The sequence below is a fragment of the Roseateles sp. GW821-FHT09H10 genome (assembly GCF_059415865.1).
In genome coordinates this window covers 1,510,542-1,526,546 of the sequence record NZ_JBWKOB010000002.1, presented here as the reverse complement: position 1 = coordinate 1,526,546, position 16,005 = coordinate 1,510,542, and the positions used below count along the sequence as shown (strand labels likewise).

12 protein-coding genes are annotated in these 16,005 nt (G+C 69.9%); 7 read left to right on the top strand and 5 right to left on the bottom strand.

The genetic code is table 11. The features are described 5' to 3' along the window. The first annotated feature begins 94 nt into the window (after positions 1 to 94). Positions 95 to 604, top strand: a complete 510-nt coding sequence (locus AC07OY_RS15185) for a DUF4440 domain-containing protein (protein WP_495043431.1) — start codon at positions 95 to 97, stop codon at positions 602 to 604. A 153-nt stretch (positions 605 to 757) separates the two neighbouring features. Here AC07OY_RS15185 and AC07OY_RS15180 read toward each other — a convergent pair whose 3' ends face one another. Then, positions 758 to 4,303, bottom strand: a complete 3,546-nt coding sequence (locus tag AC07OY_RS15180; protein WP_495043430.1) for an indolepyruvate ferredoxin oxidoreductase family protein — start codon at positions 4,301 to 4,303, stop codon at positions 758 to 760. A gap of 216 nt (positions 4,304 to 4,519) precedes the next feature. Between AC07OY_RS15180 and AC07OY_RS15175 the strand changes: the two genes are divergently transcribed. Together AC07OY_RS15175 and AC07OY_RS15170 are read left to right on the top strand one after the other, a co-directional pair. Continuing rightward, positions 4,520 to 5,017, top strand: coding sequence for an Lrp/AsnC family transcriptional regulator (locus AC07OY_RS15175; protein ID WP_495043429.1), 498 nt, complete (start codon positions 4,520 to 4,522; stop codon positions 5,015 to 5,017). 78 nt (positions 5,018 to 5,095) lie between these two features. Beyond that, the gene (locus AC07OY_RS15170; protein WP_495043428.1) at positions 5,096 to 6,202 is read left to right on the top strand and encodes a diguanylate cyclase; all 1,107 of its coding nucleotides are present in this window, start codon (positions 5,096 to 5,098) and stop codon (positions 6,200 to 6,202) included. Between the two features lie 162 nt (positions 6,203 to 6,364). Here the strand turns inward: AC07OY_RS15170 and AC07OY_RS15165 are convergent, their stop codons facing one another. The 3 genes from AC07OY_RS15165 to AC07OY_RS15155 form a co-directional block, all read right to left on the bottom strand. Then, positions 6,365 to 8,956 carry a hypothetical protein gene (locus tag AC07OY_RS15165; protein WP_495043427.1) on the bottom strand — a complete coding sequence of 864 codons (2,592 nt, stop codon included), beginning with the start codon at positions 8,954 to 8,956 and terminating at the stop codon, positions 6,365 to 6,367. Continuing rightward, the gene (locus tag AC07OY_RS15160) at positions 8,956 to 9,588 is read right to left on the bottom strand and encodes a hypothetical protein (protein WP_495043426.1); all 633 of its coding nucleotides are present in this window, start codon (positions 9,586 to 9,588) and stop codon (positions 8,956 to 8,958) included. Before AC07OY_RS15160 ends, AC07OY_RS15165 begins: the two co-directional genes overlap by 1 nt. A gap of 190 nt (positions 9,589 to 9,778) precedes the next feature. Then, complete coding sequence (locus AC07OY_RS15155) at positions 9,779 to 11,383, bottom strand: helix-turn-helix transcriptional regulator (protein ID WP_495043425.1); 1,605 nt, start codon at positions 11,381 to 11,383, stop codon at positions 9,779 to 9,781. A gap of 71 nt (positions 11,384 to 11,454) precedes the next feature. Here AC07OY_RS15155 and AC07OY_RS15150 point away from each other — a divergent pair, with 71 nt between their 5' ends. Genes AC07OY_RS15150 through AC07OY_RS15140 form a run of 3 tightly spaced genes read left to right on the top strand, consistent with a single transcriptional unit; the run spans position 11,455 to position 14,581 of the window. Beyond that, complete coding sequence (locus AC07OY_RS15150; RefSeq protein ID WP_495043424.1) at positions 11,455 to 13,032, top strand: GNAT family N-acetyltransferase; 1,578 nt, start codon at positions 11,455 to 11,457, stop codon at positions 13,030 to 13,032. Between the two features lie 27 nt (positions 13,033 to 13,059). Next, positions 13,060 to 13,947 (top strand): EamA family transporter, encoded by an 888-nt coding sequence (locus tag AC07OY_RS15145; protein ID WP_495043529.1) that lies wholly within the window; start codon positions 13,060 to 13,062, stop codon positions 13,945 to 13,947. A gap of 10 nt (positions 13,948 to 13,957) precedes the next feature. Beyond that, the gene (locus tag AC07OY_RS15140) at positions 13,958 to 14,581 is read left to right on the top strand and encodes a hypothetical protein (RefSeq protein WP_495043423.1); all 624 of its coding nucleotides are present in this window, start codon (positions 13,958 to 13,960) and stop codon (positions 14,579 to 14,581) included. Here the strand turns inward: AC07OY_RS15140 and AC07OY_RS15135 are convergent. Beyond that, complete coding sequence (locus AC07OY_RS15135) at positions 14,572 to 15,375, bottom strand: isocitrate lyase/PEP mutase family protein (protein ID WP_495043422.1); 804 nt, start codon at positions 15,373 to 15,375, stop codon at positions 14,572 to 14,574. The genes AC07OY_RS15140 and AC07OY_RS15135 overlap by 10 nt on opposite strands. Before the next feature lie 182 nt (positions 15,376 to 15,557). Between AC07OY_RS15135 and AC07OY_RS15130 the strand changes: the two genes are divergently transcribed. Continuing rightward, positions 15,558 to 15,926 (top strand): methylglyoxal synthase, encoded by a 369-nt coding sequence (locus AC07OY_RS15130; protein ID WP_495043421.1) that lies wholly within the window; start codon positions 15,558 to 15,560, stop codon positions 15,924 to 15,926. Positions 15,927 to 16,005 lie beyond the last annotated feature (79 nt).

The following is a 16,005-nucleotide window of genomic DNA, read 5'->3' as shown; positions in this document are numbered from 1 at the left end:
CAGGGATTGCCCCGCAGGGGAGGATTCACGGCTTCGCGGCTCGAGCCTGCAACGCGCCGTCCCACAATCCTCCCCACGACCAGGGAGACTCGAGATGGCAAGGATCAACAAGCTGCGCCGGCCGCTCGCCGCCGCCTGCCTGCTGCTGCTGATGGGGCTGGGCAGCGGCTGCACGTCGACGCCGAAGGTGACGGTGTCGGCCCCGCGTGGCTGCGACGACCCGGCAAGCCACTGCGTCAATGACCTGATGCTGGCGTTGGAGCACTGGAAGGACGCCTACAACGCCCGCGACCCGCGCCGCCTGCAGCAGCTCTACGCCCCCGGCGCCCTGATCACCGACGACGAGTACACGGCCGTGCCGCTGGACGGCGTGGCGCTGCCGGAGTTCTTCGACCAGATGGCGCAGCGGCCGACGGCGCGCATGCGCTGGATGATCGGCAACCTGCAGTTCTTCGGCGACACGGCGGTGCGTTCAGGCGAATACGAGCTCAGCGAGCAGGTGGGCGGCGTGACGAGGGAGAAACCGGCCCGCTACAGCTTTGCCTACCGGCGCGTCGAGGGCCGCTGGCTCATCGTGCTGCAGCACTCGACCCTCAGGCCCTGAGATGAAGCCCCTCGTCCAAGGAGTACCTTGGCCGGTCCCCCGAGGGGACGGCGATGCTTGCGGCATTGAGCCGCAAGCACATCGCCTAACGCGGGCCGGCTAGGGAGCGGCCCGTCGCTCGGCCCGCAAGTCGTCGTGCGGGCCGGCGCGAGATCAGACCTTGGCCAGCAGCGCGTCCCACTTGGCCTTGGCGGCCTTCTCGTGGCGCTCCTTCACATGGCCGTAGCCACGGATGTCTTCCGGCACGCGGGCCAGTTCGACGGCGGTGGCGAGTGAGTCGGCCGTCAGGCCGGCCAGGGCCTTGTCGACACCGGCGCGGTAGTCGCCGATCCAGCGGCGTTCCATCTTGCGCTCGGCCGTGTGGCCGAAGATGTCGAAGGCCGTGCCGCGCAGGCCCTTCATCCGGGCCAAGGCCGCAAAGGCCGGACGCACCCAGCCGCCGAAGGGCTTCTTGACCAGTTCGCCCTTGGCGTTCTTCTTGGCCAACAGCGGCGGCGCGAGGTGGTGGACCAGCTTGTAGTCGCCTTCGAACATGCCGGCGACCTTGTTGATAAAGGCGGCGTCGGTGTGCAGGCGGGCGACTTCGTACTCGTCCTTGTAGGCCATCAGCTTGAACAGATAGCGGGCCACGGCTTCGGTCAGCGTGGTCTTGCTGCCCAGCTTGGCTTCGGCAGCGCGCACCTTGTCGACGAAGGCCTTGTACTCGGCCGCATAGGCGGCGTTCTGGTAGCCCGTCAGGAAGTCGACGCGCTTGGCGACCATCTCGTCGACGCTCTGGCGCTTGACAAGCTGGATGACGGCCTGAGCCGCGTACAGCGACTGCACGCTCTTCAGGTCATGGGCGCAGCGACGGCCCCATTCGAAGGCGATCTTGTTGTTGTCGATCTGCACGCCGTTGAGCTCGATGGCGCGCATCAGCGCGTCATAGCTCAGCGGGATGCGGCCCTGCTGCCAGGCATAGCCCAGCATCAGCGGGTTGGTGTAGAGCGAATCGCCCACCAGCTTCACCGCCACTTCCTCGGCGTCGAAGGAGCCCAGGTGGTCGCGGCCCACCGCGTTGCCCACGGCCTGCTCGCAGGCGGCGCCCGGGAAGCTCCAATTGGCGTCGTTGACCAGCGTCGCCGTCGGCGAGCCATGCGTGTTCAGCGCCACATAGGTGCGGCCCTCGCGCATGACGGCCAGCGTGGCCTTGTTGGCGGCGACGATGGCATCGCAGGCGATGACGAGGTCGGCCTCGGCCGTACCCACCTTGGTACAGAAAATGGCCTCGGGCGTGTTGGCGATCTGGATGTGGCTCCAGGTCGCGCCGCCCTTCTGGGCCAGGCCGGCGGCGTCCTGGGTGATGACGCCCTTGCCTTCCAGGTGGGCCGCCATGCCCAGCAATTGGCCGATGGTGATGACGCCCGTGCCGCCGACGCCGCCGACGACGATGCCCCAGGCCTCTTCGGCGTTCGGGATGACGGGCAGCGGCAACTGCGGCAGCGCCGCGTCGAAGGGGCTCTTGCGGCTTTCCTTCTTGGGCTTCTTCAGCTCGCCACCTTCGACGGTGACGAAGCTGGGGCAGAAGCCCTTCACGCAGGAGTAGTCCTTGTTGCAGGTGTTCTGGTTGATCTGGCGCTTGCGGCCGAAATCGGTCTCCAGCGGCTCGATGGACAGGCAGTTCGACTGCACGGAGCAGTCGCCGCAGCCTTCGCAGACCAGCTCGTTGATGACGACGCGCTTGGCCGGGTCGACCATCTTGCCGCGCTTGCGGCGGCGGCGCTTCTCGGTGGCGCAGGTCTGGTCGTAGATGATGGCCGTCGTGCCTTCGATCTCGCGGAACTGGCGCTGGATGTCGTCCAGTTCGTCGCGGTGATGCACGGTGACGCCGGGCGCCAGGGCCACGCCCTCGTACTTGGCCGGCTCGTCGGTGACGATGACCAGCTTCTTCACGCCTTCCGAGATCACGCTGTTCATGATCTGCAGCACCGTGTGGCCCTCGGGTCGCTCGCCCACGGTCTGGCCACCGGTCATCGCGACGGCGTCGTTGTAGAGGATCTTGTAGGTGATGTTGACGCCCGAGGCGATGCTCTGGCGGATGGCCAGGCTGCCGCTGTGGAAGTAGGTGCCGTCACCGAGGTTGGAGAAGATGTGCTTCTCGTCGGTGAACGGCGCCTGGCCCGTCCAGGGCACGCCCTCGCCGCCCATCTGCGTGAAGGTGGCCGTGTTGCGGCCGGGCATCCACGTGACCATGTAGTGGCAGCCGATGCCGCCGACGGCACGCGAGCCTTCCGGCACGCGCGTCGAGGTGTTGTGCGGGCAGCCCGAGCAGAACCAGGGCGTGCGGTCGGCGCCGCCGGCGGTCTGGGTCTCGGCCAGCAGCGCGTTTTCCTTGGCGTCGATGATGGCCAGGCGGGCATCCAGGCGGGCCACGATGTCGCTGTCCACGCCCAGCTTCTTCAGGCGCTTGGCGATGGCGCGGGCAATGATGGCCGGCGTCAGGTCGGCCTGCGGGCGCAGCAGCCAGTGGTTGCTGGGGTTGGGCACGCTCCACTCGCCGCCTTCGCCGCCGTCACCGGCGTCGAACTTGCCGAGCACATTGGGGCGCACGTCCGAGCGCCAGTTGTAGAGCTCTTCCTTGACCTGGTATTCGATGATCTGGCGCTTCTCTTCGACGACCAGGATCTCCTGCAGGCCCTTGGCGAAGTCGCGCGTGATCTGCGCTTCCAGCGGCCACACCACGTTGACCTTGTGCAGGCGGATGCCGATGCGACGGCAGGTGTCGTCGTCCAGGCCCAGGTCGTGCAGGGCCTGGCGGGTGTCGTTGAAGGCCTTGCCGCTGGTGATGAGGCCGAAGCGGTCGTTCTTGCCCTCGATGACGTTGTAGTTCAGCTTGTTGGCGCGGATGTAGGCCAGGGCGGCATACCACTTGTAATTCATCATCCGCGACTCTTGCTCGAGCGGCGGGTCCGGCCAGCGGATGTGCAGGCCACCGGCCGGCATCTGGAAATCCTCCGGCAGGATGATGTTGACGCGGTCGGGGTCGACGCTGACCGAAGCCGACGACTCGACGATCTCCTGGATGGTCTTCATGCCCGCCCACACGCCCGAGAAGCGGCTCATGGCGAAGGCATGCAGGCCCATGTCCAGGATGTCCTGGACGCTGCTCGGGAAGAAGGTCGGGAAGCCGACGGCCTTGAAGACGTGGTCGCTCTGGTGGGCCGCCGTCGAGCTCTTGGCGATGTGGTCGTCGCCGGCGATGGCGATGACGCCGCCGTGCTTGGACGTGCCCGCCATGTTGGCGTGCTTGAACACGTCGATGCAGCGGTCCACGCCCGGGCCCTTGCCGTACCAGAGGCCGAAGACGCCGTCGAACTTGGCCTTCTCGGGGAAGAGGTCGAGCTGCTGGGTGCCCCAGACGGCCGTCGCGCCGAGCTCCTCGTTCACGCCCGGCTGGAAGACGATGTTCTGCTTGGCCAGATGCTTCTTGGCCGCCCACAGCGCCTGGTCATAGGTGCCCAGCGGCGAGCCGCGGTAGCCACTGATGAAGCCGGCGGTGTTCAGCCCGGCCATCGCATCGCGGGTGCGCTGCAGCATGGGCAGGCGCACCAGGGCCTGCACGCCGCTCATGAAGGCACGGCCGGAATCGAGGGCGTACTTGTCGTCCAGGGAGACGGTCTGCAGCGCCTTCAGGATGTGTTCGGGCAGCGGGGCGTTCATCGGTGGGAGCTCCTGGGATGGCGACCCGTTCGACCTGCCCTTGTGAGGCGGCCGCGCGGGCCATGGGCCAGTATGGCCGGACCGGGCAGTGTAGGGAAATGGTCGGGAGGAGTGCTTTCTCATTTGCGCTCCAAATCGAGTCGACTGGCAATTTCCTTTCTTCAAGATGCAAAATTCGTGCGAATTGCATCGCCACTTCGCCAATCAGGGCAAACCATGAGCACCGAAGACTCAACCCCCGAGGCCCTCGACCGCCACCACATCGCCATCCTGGCCGAGTTGCAGGCGGACGCCCGCCTGTCCAACGCCGAGCTGGCCCAGCGCATCGGCCTGTCGGCCGCGCCGACCTGGCGGCGCGTCAAGTGGCTGGAAGACCAGGGCTATATCACCGGCTACCGCGCCGAGATCGACAGACGCAAGCTGGGCCTGGGCGTGCTGGCCTTCGTGCGCGTGGACGCCGAGCGCAGCGCGGGTGCCGCCACCAAGCCGCTGGAAGACGCCATCCGCCAGCTGCCCGAGGTCATCGCCTGCCACTACATCTCGGGCGCCGGCACTTTCGAGCTGCAGGTCATGGCCACCGACCTGGACGCCTTCTCGCGCTTCTCCATCGACACGCTGCTGAACCTGCCCAACGTGAAGGACATCCACACCAGCTTCTCGCTGGGCGAGGTCAAGGCCAGCGGGGTGCTGCCCTTGGGTCATCTGGGCGGCTGAGCCAAACCGTTACAGCGTGCGAACCCGCAACCGCGAAAAACCTGACCCCGCCACCTTTGGCCGCGTTAGGCTTGCGGCATGGCCCTGGCAAAGCTCGTCGACCTGTGGCTGGGCAGCGACCCGGCCCAGCGCCTGCGGCTGCGCCAGAACCTGCTCGCCGTCGCCCTGATGGGCATCAGCGTCGCCATGCTGCACTACGCGGTGCGCGTGGGCGGCGTGCCCCCCGGACCCTGGCTGTGGCCCTGGACGGTGATGTCGCTGGGCGGCCTGGTGCTGGTCTATGCCGCCATCCGCAGCGGCTGGTCGCTGCGCTTTGCCGACCCCTCGCTGACCCGCGAACAGATCGCCTTCGCCATTGCGGCTGCCGCCCTGGCCTATGCCCAGGCGGGCGCCTTGCGCGGCGCCTGCTTCCCCGCGCTGATGCTGACGCTGATGTTCGGCATGTTCCAGCTGCGCACGCGCAATGCCCATGCGATGGGCGTCTACGCGCTGGTCGTCTTCGGTCTGGTCATGGGCGTCATGGCCTGGGTGGACCCGGTGCACTACCCGCCGGCCGTGGAGCTGGGCCATTTCATGATGCTGGCCTGCGTCCTGCCCGCCGGCGCGGTGCTGACGACCCGGTTGGGCCACATCCGCCGCCGCCTGTCCGAGCAGCGCCAGGAACTGGAGCGCACGCTGGCCCAGCTGCAGGCCATCGCCACGCGCGACGAGCTGACCGGCCTGCCCAACCGCCGCCAGATGCAGGCCCTGATGGACCAGGAACTGCTTCGCTCGCTGCGCCACCAGCACGAGTTCTGCGTCGCCATCGTCGACCTCGACCACTTCAAGCGCGTCAACGACGAGCATGGCCACGCCGCCGGCGACGCCGTCTTGCGCGCCTTCGCCCAGGGCGGCCAGACGTCCATGCGCGGCACCGACGTGCTGGCCCGCTGGGGCGGCGAGGAATTCCTCGTGCTGCTGCCCGAGACCGCGATGCCGCCGGCCGTGGCCGGCATGGAGAGGCTGCGCCAGCAGACCGCCGCCCTGCGCATTGCCATCGACGGCGGCGTGCAGGTGGCCATCACCGTCTCCATCGGCCTGACCGGCCACCGCCGCGGCGATACGCTGGCGCAGACGCTGGAGCGCGCCGACCAGCTGCTCTACAAGGCCAAGGCCCAGGGGCGCAACCGCACTTGCATTGAATGAAGCCCCTTGCCCGGCCTCGCATCGCTGAACGCGAGCGAGTCCGGTCGGCCCCCCGAGGGGACGGCGATGCTTGCGGCGTCGAGCCGCAAGCACATCGCCAACGCGGGCCGGCCAGGGAGCGGCCCGTCGCTCGGCCCGCAAATACAGGGCTTCATCGCCTCTTCAGCGAGTGGCTGCGCGCAGGTGCTCGCAGCGCCCCATGCGCGCGCCACGCTTCACTTCATCGATGAAATCGCCCGGGAAGCTGACCTCCGTCGAGTTGCCATGCTTGCAGACGAAGGCCTTCTTCAGGTCGACATACCAGCTCATCGGGTAGCCGGGGATGCCGCCGACGATCTCGTTGCCGGCCGCGTTCATCGAGCCCGGGCCGTCCAGGCCATAGCGGTAGGCCTCGGCCACGCCCTGGCTGCGGAAGAAGTCGCTGAGCTGGATCCAGCCGAGGTCCTCCAGCCACAGCACGCCGTGCAGGCCGCCGAACCAGATGCCGGCCGAGCCGATCATGACCTTGCCGTCGTCGCTGATGTCGCTGATCTGGATGGGGATGGGGCCGAACTGCTGCTGGATGGACGCCGCGCCCTCGCTTTCGCAACTCACGTCCAGGCCCAGCAGCGGCAGGTCCACGCACCACTGCATGGGCTTGAGCTTGGTGAAGGCGCCGGCCTTGGTCCCCTTGTTGGCATTCCACAGCACCACGCCGTCCTTCTCGGTCTGCAGCGCGACGCGGCTGGCGTCGGGCGTCATCGCATAGGCGTCGATGGCGCCGGCGGCCTTGTAGAGGTCGATGGGCTTGCCCTCGTCGATCCAGGCATAGGCCTTCATGAAGTTGCTGTTGCCCAGCACGACGCGGCCGTCGGCCGACACCGCATGCGCCCGGTGCCAGGGCTCGCTGGCCAGGTCCACGCCCTCCAGGCTCAGCGCCCGCATGCCGCGGCCTGATGTCCAGATGAAGGGGATGACTTCCCCACCACCGGCGCTGTCGCCGCTCCAGCCGCCTTCGCAGTTGCCATCACCGTTGCGGTCGACATAGGCGGTGCCCACGGCCGTGCGTCCGGTCGAATCCAGCGCCCAGCCATAGCTGCTGGAGTAGCCGATCTGGCTGCTGCCACCGCAGCGGTCGCGGTTGAGGCTGCCCAGGTCGGTCAGGCCGCCGGTGCGCGTGTCCCAGATCGTGGCCGAGTTGGTCTTCAGCGGCAGGCCCTCCCAGTCCGTGCCGACGGCGCGGCCGTCCAGGTCGGCCTGCACGATGAGCTTGCGGCCGTCGCGGGTGATGCTGGTGTTGACGCCGACGACGCCGTCGGGTGCCCACTCGACACCGGTCCTGGCGTCCCAGACAAAGGGCTTGTTGTCGATCCAGCCCGCCGCGCGCTCGCCGTCCTTGGACATGCTGCCCAGGAAGCCATAGACGACCGGCGTGTACTGCACGCCGTCCTTGTAGCCATTGAAGTAGAAGTTGGCCGTCTTGGTGACGCCGGCCTCGGCCGTGATCGTGCTGGCCGTGCAAGCGCGGTCCCTGGCCGCGTTGGACTGCTCGTTGCTGTTCCAGTACTCGGCCTCCGAGACCAGGGCCGTCGGCGTCGTCGGGTAGCCGCCGGCGACGATCTCCTCGAGATACAGCAGGTATTTCTGCCCCGGCTTCAGGTTGTTGATGCGAAAGCGCCCGTCGGGGCCAACCAGGCCCTGGGTCTTGTCGCCGCTCATCGCGGAGATCGCGTCGCCGAGCGGGTCGGCAATGTTGCGGGCGACGATGTTGATGCCGCCATAGGGGGTGCGGCCGTCCTTCAGGAACAGCGTGCCGGCGACGGAGCCGCGCGTCTTCGCATAGGTCGCGCTCGGATAGAGGTCCGAGATCGCCGCCATGTCATCGCTGCGGTCCACCGTGCTCTGCTCGTAGCCGGCGTTGCGGCCCTGGGCATCCGGGTAGGCCGGGTCGATGAAGGGGAACATCGTCTCGATGTACTTGGGGTCGATGCGCCTGGCCGATGGATCGGCGCTGGCCCAGGAGTGCAGCGCCGGCACGCAGCCCGGCACGCCCGGATAGGCCTCGTAATAGCCCGGCTCGCTGAAATAGGCCATGGCGCCGTTGACCTGCGAGTGCGACAGGTTGATGGCATGGCCGAACTCGTGCGTGAACACGCCGGCAATGCGCTTGCCGTCCACGTCGGGCGGCGGCATCCAGGGTTGGTCGGCGGGCACCGGCTCATGCGGCACGACATAGCCGTTCATGACGGCCGTGGCCTTGACGATGGTCTCGGGGTAGCCATCGCCATCGCGGTCCTCGGCAATCTCGGCGAAGGCGATGCCCAGCACCTGGTCCTTGGGCACGCCGAAGAACTCCTCGATGACGAGGCCGTGCTGGTCGTAGATGACGTACATGCCGCCCACGTTGGGCTGGCCATAGACGCGCTTGGCGGTCTCGCCGTCCTTCACGTCCACGCCGATGCTGGGCACCTGGCTGAACTTCTTGAACTTGGCCGGGTCGGTCACGGCCTTCCACGTCGACGTCGACACATCGCTCCACTGCTTCAGCGCGAAAGCAGTGATCTTGTCGGCCTGGGCGTTGCCGAGGAACTCCTTGCCGTTGTCGCGCAAGGTCAGCGGGCCGATGTCGGTGTAGACCTGGACGGGCTTGGCCGTGTCCCAGCGCAGCGGCTGCGGGTTGCGCGGGTGCTCGGTCAGCAGCAGGGGGCCGGCGGCCTGGGCCAGGGACGCGGCCGCGAACAGCGCGGCGAGCGGGAACTTGAGCAAGGTGTTCATCAACGCATCACTCCCTTCTGAATCCACTGCTCGCGCACCGCGCGCTTGACCAGCTGGTTCAGCACGCCGCCATCGACGGCGCCGCTGTTGCGGGTCAGCATCTCGGCCTCCAGCGGGCTCAGCACATCCGGGTCCACGCTCATGCCCTGGAACAGGCCGCGGTTGTCGAAGGCATTGGCCAGCTTGGCGCCGCTGCCGGTCAGCTTGCCCTGGGCCAGGCCGACCGGGCTGGTCAGCCCCGTGCGCGCCGACGGCTTGTTCATGAAGACGGTGACCTTCTCGCCCACGGTCCAGGACGGCAGGCCTTCGATGCGCGTGGCCAGCAGGTATTTGCCATCGCCCATGCGGCGGTTCTTCAGCAGGCCGTACTGGCGGAAGCGATAGCTGCTGTTGGCCGCCAGCTCGCGCTTGACGCTGCCCTTGACCTTCAGCGTCACCTCGGTGAAAGGCACGCCGCGGTCGATGCCGTCGCTGACCTTGGCGACATCGCCGCTGACGATGAGGTCGGCGGCATGGATCATCTGCTTGAGGTTCTGGTGCACCAGCTGGGTGGCGTGGGCCGGCGCCAGCAGCGCGGCCAGGCCGCCCAGCAGGGCCAGGCGCCGCAGCGCGGAGAAGGGTTCTCGTTTCATGGCGGGAAGCGGTTCGGGTTTGCGGGCGGACAGCGCTCCGCCCGCCGGGCCCGCGTTCATGTCGCCGGCCCCGCTCGGTGGTCGTCCTGTCCGGGGTGAAGCCACTGTGCGGCGCCTCCAGCGGGCCGCCCATCCCCCGCGGCGGGGGACGCCCGAGCGCGGGGAGCACAAACCCGCCGCTGGAAATCCCTTATCCCGCGATGGCGATGACGCCCAGGGCCCGGGCCCGTGTCACCGCATGCTTGCGCGAGCCGGCTTCGAGCTTGGCGTAGATCTTCTTCAGATGCGACTTGACCGTCTCATCGCTGACCGCCAGCGCCGTCGCGATCTCCTTGTTGGCATAGCCCCGCGCCAGCAGCAGCAGCACCTCGCGCTCCTTGGGGCTGAGCAGGCGCTCGGCCGCGCTCGCGGCTGGCGGCAGGGACCCGCGGCGCAAAGCCGCCAAGGGCTGGCTGAGCCGCATGCGGCCGGCCTCGCGGTCCTTGGCGGCCAGCGCCTGGCGGGCGTGGGCATAGGCCCGCGCCATGTCGCCGGCCGCGGCCCAGTCCTCGGCCAGCGCGACGAAGAGGAGGGCCGGCGCACGCCAGCCGGCTATCTTCAGGCCCTCCGCCAGCGTCGCCTCGCCATGGTGCAGGGCGGCATTGGGCAGGCTCATGCCGGGCGGCGGCGGCAGCCCGGGGTGGCGGCGGTGCATCTCGGTCAGCGCCTCCTGCACGCCGACGACCAGGGCGCTGAAGCCATGGCGCTCGATGAGCTGTTCGGCCTCGGCCAGGGCCTCACGCGCCGCATCGACCCGGCCGGCCGCCGACAGCGCCCGCGCCAGGCCCAGCAGGTTGACGGCGAGGTTGTCGGTCGACCGCGCCGCGCGGTACATCCCGATCGCCTCGCCCATCGGCCCGACGGCCTCGACGCCGCGGCCCAGGCCGAGCAGGGTCTGGGCCAGCTCGGCACAGGCATTGGCCTTGTTGATGCCGGGTGGCACGGCCGACAGCGAAGCCAGCGCATCGCCCAGCAGCAGCAGGGCCTCGTCCAGGCGCCCGATCTCCTTCAGCAAGGCCCCCAGCCGCGTCTCGCAGGCGCCCACCAGCGCCGGCCAACCGGCCGCGCGCGACTCCAGCGTGGCCTGGTCGTAGCAGGCGGCGGCGCGGTCGAACTCGCCCAGGCCCTGCAGGGCGGTGCCTGCATTGATGGTGCAGACCAGGGCATGGCGCAACAGGCCCCAGTGGCGCGCCACGTCGGCGGCGCGCAGGAACAGCTCGGCCGCGCGCACCGGGTCGCGGCGCGACAGCGTCAGGGCCAGCGTCGCATCGGTGAATGCCGAGGCGGCTTCGTCGGGCGCACCGCCCACCGTGTCGGCGGGCGTCGCGAAGCTCTGCTCGTAGGCCAGCCAGGCCTCGGCCAAGGCCTGGCGGCGGCGGTCCGGCCCGCGTGCATGGCAGGCAGCGGCACGCGCATGGGCGCCCAGCTCGCGCTCGCGCTGGCCCCGCGCCTTGGCGACGCAGGCTTCAACCAGCAGCGCGTCGCCCTCCAGCGTCGCATCGCCGCGCGCCTGGGCCAGCAGGCCTTCGGCCTCGTCGAACCGGCCCTGCAGTGCCGCAATCTCGCAGCGTGCCAGGGCCAGCCGCGCCCGCAGCGGTGCGCCGAGCGCGGCCTCGACGCCGTCGCACAGCGCCGATGCGCGGCGGCTGTCGCGCTGGCGCAGCTGCCACGCCAGCTCGACCAGCGCCGCGGCGTCACCCGACTCCGCGGCTGCTTCGAGGCCGGCGATCGCGCCAGCGGGGACGAGGAACTCCATGCAAAAAATTGTAGGAGCCCGCCCCGCACTGGCCGAGGTGGCCTGCCCGAGGTTCACGCCAGAATCGCCCGATGCCCCTGGTCTACAAGATCGCCACCACCACGGCCGAGTTCGAAGCCATCCACGAACTCAACTACCGCACCTTCGTCGAAGAGATTCCCCAGCATCCACCCAACCCGCAGCGCCGGCTGATCGACCGCTTCCATGAAGAGAACACCTATGCCATCGCGCTGGAGGGCGACGAGCTCGTCGGCATGATCGCCGGCCGCGCGCGGCGGCCCTTCTCGCTGGACGGCAAGCTGGCCGACCTGGACAACCACCTGCCCGCCCACCAGCGCGCCCTCGAGGTGAGGTTGCTGGCCGTGGCGCCTGACCGGCGCAACGCCACCGTGTTCGCCCGCCTGGTGGGCGTGCTGGGCCGCGAGTTCCGCGACCAGGGCTGCGACCTGGCGGTGATTTCGGGCACGACGCGCCAGCTCAAGCTCTATGCCCACCTCGGCTTCCAGCCCTTCGGCCCGCGCGTGGGCAGCGGCGATGCCATCTACCAGCCGATGTGGCTGCGCCTGCCGGACTATGCGGAGCGCGTGGCCCACCTGGAGCTGAGCGCCGGCGAGGAGGCTGCATCCTTCCTGCCCGGTCCAGTGCCGCTGTCGAACGCCGTGCGCGAGGCCTGGAGCGCCGCCCCGGTGTCGCACCGCTCGGTCGAGCACATGCGGCGTGTCCAGCGCATTGGCGAACGTCTGCAGGCCCTGACCGGCTGTGCCGGCACCCTGCTGCTGCCCGGCGGCGGCACGCTGGCCAACGACGCGGTGGCGGGCCAGATCGCCCGGCGCGGCGACAGCGGCCTGGTCATCACGAACGGGGAGTTCGGTGAACGCCTGGCCGACCATGCGCGGCGCTGGCAGCTGCCGCACCGGACGCTGTCGCTGGCCTGGGGCGAGGCGATTGACCCGCAGCGCCTGCGCGCCCTGCTGGCCGAACAGCGCCCGGCCTGGGTTTGGGCCACCGTCTGCGAGACCTCGACCGGCATGCGCAATGCGCCCGAGCTGCTGCGCGACGCCTGCGCCGAGGTCGGCGCGGCCCTCTGCCTGGACGCGGTCAGCGCCCTGGGCCTGCAGGCCCTGGACCTGCGCGGCGTCTGGCTGGCCAGCAGCGTCAGCGGCAAGGCCCTGGGCAGCTATCCCGGCCTGGCGCTGCTGCTGCACGACGGCGAGCTGGCACCAGGCGACACGCTGCCGGCCGCGCTGGACCTGGGCGCCATTGCCCGGGCGGGCGGCGTGGCCTCCACCCAGAGCTCCAACGCCGTGGCCGCGCTGGAGGCCGCCCTGGCCATCGACTGGCCCTCCCATTGGCAGGCCACCCGGGCGGCCGATGCCGAGCTGCGCGAGGCCTTCCAGGGCATGGGCCTGCCGGCCCTGGTGCCGGCGGCCCAGGCCCAGCCCGGCGTCATCACGCTGGCCTTGCCACCCGGTACGGACGCGCAACGCCTGGGGCAGCGCCTGAACCGCCTCGGCTGCCGCATCGCCTTCCAGAGCGCCTATCTGCGCGACCGCAACTGGGTGCAGGTCTGCCTGATGGGGGCCTGGCGGCCCGCGGCGGTGGAGGTGCTTCCCGCGCTGCTGAAGCGTTATGCCGCTGCCATGGACTAGGCTGCGTCCATGTCGACGACCACCGCCCTGCCCTTTCGCCACCTGCTGCTGGCCCTGGCCGTCGTGGCCATCTGGGGCAGCAACTTCGTCGTCATCAAGTACGCCCTGCACACGCTGCCGCCACTGACGCTGGCCATGCTGCGCTTCGCCTTCGCCCTGGTGCCGGCCTGCTTCTTCCTGCGCCGCCCGCAGGTGGGCTGGGGCAATCTGGCGGGCTACGGCCTCCTCATCGGCGTGGGCCAGTTCGGCCTGCTCTACCTGGCCATGCGAAGCCAGATCTCGCCGGGCTTGGCGTCGCTGGTGGTGCAGACGCAAGTCTTCTTCACGCTGCTGCTGGCCGTGCGCCTGCGCGGCGAGCGCGTGCTGGCGACCACCTGGCTGGGCCTGGCGCTGGCGGCCGGCGGCGTGGCCGTCATCGCCTCGCACACCGACGGCACGACGACCTGGCTGGGCCTGGCCATGGTGCTGGCCGCCGCCTTCTCCTGGGCCTGCGCCAATCTGCTGACGCAGAAGGCCGGCCGCATCGACATGCTGGCCTATGTGGTCTGGAGCAGCGCCTTCGCGGTGCCGCCGCTGCTGGTGCTGGCGCTGCTGATCGACGGACCGCAGGCCATGGCTGCCGGCGTGGCCGCATCCGACCTCGGCACCTGGGCGGCGGTGCTGTGGCAATCGGTGGGCAACACCCTGTTCGGCTATGGCGTCTGGAGCTGGCTGCTGGCCCGCCATCCGGCCGGGCGCATCGTGCCGATGGCCCTGCTGGTGCCGGTGTTCGGCATGGGCTCGGCCGCGGCCCTGCTGGGCGAGCCGCTGCCGGGCTGGAAGCTGACCGCGGCGGCCCTGGTGCTGGCCGGTCTGGCAATCAACCTGTTCGGACCGCGGCTTTTGCCCGCCAAGGCAAGCGCGCAGAAGTCTTAAGCTTGGGCGCATGAAGCGCCGCGCCGCCCTGCTGCTGACCCTGCTGCCCCTGGCCGCGGCCGCCGCGCCGCCGACCGTGACGCTGGTGGTCGAACTGCGCTGGGTGGACTCCAACCTGCCGCCCGCCGCCCAGGCCGCGGTGCGCGACGGTGCCGTCGTCGTCGGCACGGCGGGGGCGGTGTCGCCGCGGGGGCCGAGCGTCGTCACGTCCACAGCCCAGACCTCGCCTCAGGTGGGCCAGCGGCTGATGGTGCAGAACGGCCAGCGCGCCAGCACGCGGCTGACGACGCGCGAGCCGCTGCAATGGGTGGACATGGTGGTCGACGTGGCGCCGACCGGCAGCGTGCGCGGCATCTATGCCAACCCGCAGCCCCGCGAACGCCGCGTCACGCGCGGTTTCACGGTCACGCCGACCTGGGCCGGCGGCCGCGCGCCGGTGCGCGTGGAGTTCCACATCGACGAGGACGGCAGCGAGTTTCAGTCCATGCTGGAGCTGCCGCTGGAGCGCTGGCAGACCGTGGCACGCAGCGGCGACGCTGCAGTGCAGCCCGCGCCGCGCGGCACCGTCAGCAGCCGCGACGCGGCCGGCCAGCCGGAGCGCGAGCTGCAGTTGCGCGTGTCTATTCAGCCTTGAGACTGATTCGCGGCCGCCAGCGCGCCGTTGATCTGCGGATAGGGTGCCGCGCCGTCATAAAGGTCGGCACCGCCGCCCTGGGCCAGGAAGCCTGCCGCCGCCCGCTGGGAGCGCCCCCAGGCCGCCTCGGCAATGGCGCTGCCGGCGCTGAGGCGGCGCACGCCCAGGCGCTGCAGCTCGTCCAGGCCGGGCAGGGCCGGGCGCGCCATCACGTTCAGGGGCAGCGGCTGGCCGCCCACCAGGGCCGCGATGTCATCCACGGCCGTCACGCCCGGGGCAAACAGGCCGTCGGCGCCCGCGGCCGCGTAGTCGCGCGCCCGCAGCAGCACCTCCTCGACCGCCCGGCCGGGCGCCAGATTCCTCAGCCAGACATCGCAGCGGGCATTGATGAACACATCCACACCCGCCCGGGCCGCGGCCGCCTTGATGGCCTCGATCTTGCGGCACAGCAGGGCCGGCGCGTCACCGCCGTCCTCGAGGTTGATGCCGACGGCGCCGGCCGCGGTGAACTTCATGATGTTGTCGGCCACCGTGGAGGGGTCGTCGCTGTAGCCGGCCTCGCTGTCGGCCGACAGGGGCACGCGCGCCACCCTGGCGATGCGGCGCAGCGCGTCGGCATGTTCGTCCACGGGCAGGTGGTTGCCGTCGGCATAGCCCAGGGCCCAGGCCAGGCCGGCGCTGGTCGTGGCCAGGGCGGGTACGCCCAGTGCCTGCACCAGGACGGCGCTGCCGGCGTCCCAGACATTGGCGATCTTCAGGAGGGCGGGGCCTTGGTGGAGCTGACGGAAGTTCATGGTGCCTTTTGCGGGTTGGCGCGATAGATTGGGGATGTTGCCCGGCGCCGCTGCCAGGCCGTGGCAGCAGGTACGTTGAGTAACAGCTGTGGCCAGAATGGCAATGTGCCAAGTCTTGCGCGTTTGCGGTCACGTCTTGCGTGTAACGTCAATCCTTTGCAGAACTCACCGCCTTCCCGACCATGAAGCTTGCCTTGATCGCCCATGACGGCAAGAAGGACGCCATGATCGCCCTGGCAGCCGACTTCCTGCCCCTGCTGCGGCGCTGCCAGCTGATGGCCACCGGCACCACGGGCAGCCGGCTGAATGCCGCCCATGGCCTGACCATCGAGCGCATGCTGAGCGGCCCGATGGGGGGCGATCTGCAGATCGGCGCCCGGCTGGCGGTGGGCGACCTGGACGGCGTCATCTTCCTGCGCGACCCGATGACGCCCCAGCCCCATGAACCCGACATCAACGCCCTGGTGCGCGCCTGCGACGTGCATGACGTGCCCTGCGCCACCAATGTGGCCACGGCCCGCCTGCTGCTGACGAGCTGGAGCGCAGCGTGAGCGCCGCCCGGCCGCCCGAAGGCGCTCAGCTCCCGCGTGGCGGGAGTGAGACCGGACTTGCGATGCAGGGCATCGCAAG

Coding starts and splice junctions, on each gene's coding strand:
- AC07OY_RS15160 (WP_495043426.1), bottom strand. CDS start 9,588: ATGAAACGAGAACCCTTCTCCGCGCTGCGGCGCCTGGCCCTGCTGGGC.
- AC07OY_RS15135 (WP_495043422.1), bottom strand. CDS start 15,375: ATGAACTTCCGTCAGCTCCACCAAGGCCCCGCCCTCCTGAAGATCGCC.
- AC07OY_RS15175 (WP_495043429.1), top strand. CDS start 4,520: ATGAGCACCGAAGACTCAACCCCCGAGGCCCTCGACCGCCACCACATC.
- AC07OY_RS15185 (WP_495043431.1), top strand. CDS start 95: ATGGCAAGGATCAACAAGCTGCGCCGGCCGCTCGCCGCCGCCTGCCTG.
- AC07OY_RS15155 (WP_495043425.1), bottom strand. CDS start 11,383: ATGGAGTTCCTCGTCCCCGCTGGCGCGATCGCCGGCCTCGAAGCAGCC.
- AC07OY_RS15180 (WP_495043430.1), bottom strand. CDS start 4,303: ATGAACGCCCCGCTGCCCGAACACATCCTGAAGGCGCTGCAGACCGTC.
- AC07OY_RS15170 (WP_495043428.1), top strand. CDS start 5,096: ATGGCCCTGGCAAAGCTCGTCGACCTGTGGCTGGGCAGCGACCCGGCC.
- AC07OY_RS15130 (WP_495043421.1), top strand. CDS start 15,558: ATGAAGCTTGCCTTGATCGCCCATGACGGCAAGAAGGACGCCATGATC.
- AC07OY_RS15140 (WP_495043423.1), top strand. CDS start 13,958: ATGAAGCGCCGCGCCGCCCTGCTGCTGACCCTGCTGCCCCTGGCCGCG.
- AC07OY_RS15150 (WP_495043424.1), top strand. CDS start 11,455: ATGCCCCTGGTCTACAAGATCGCCACCACCACGGCCGAGTTCGAAGCC.
- AC07OY_RS15165 (WP_495043427.1), bottom strand. CDS start 8,956: ATGAACACCTTGCTCAAGTTCCCGCTCGCCGCGCTGTTCGCGGCCGCG.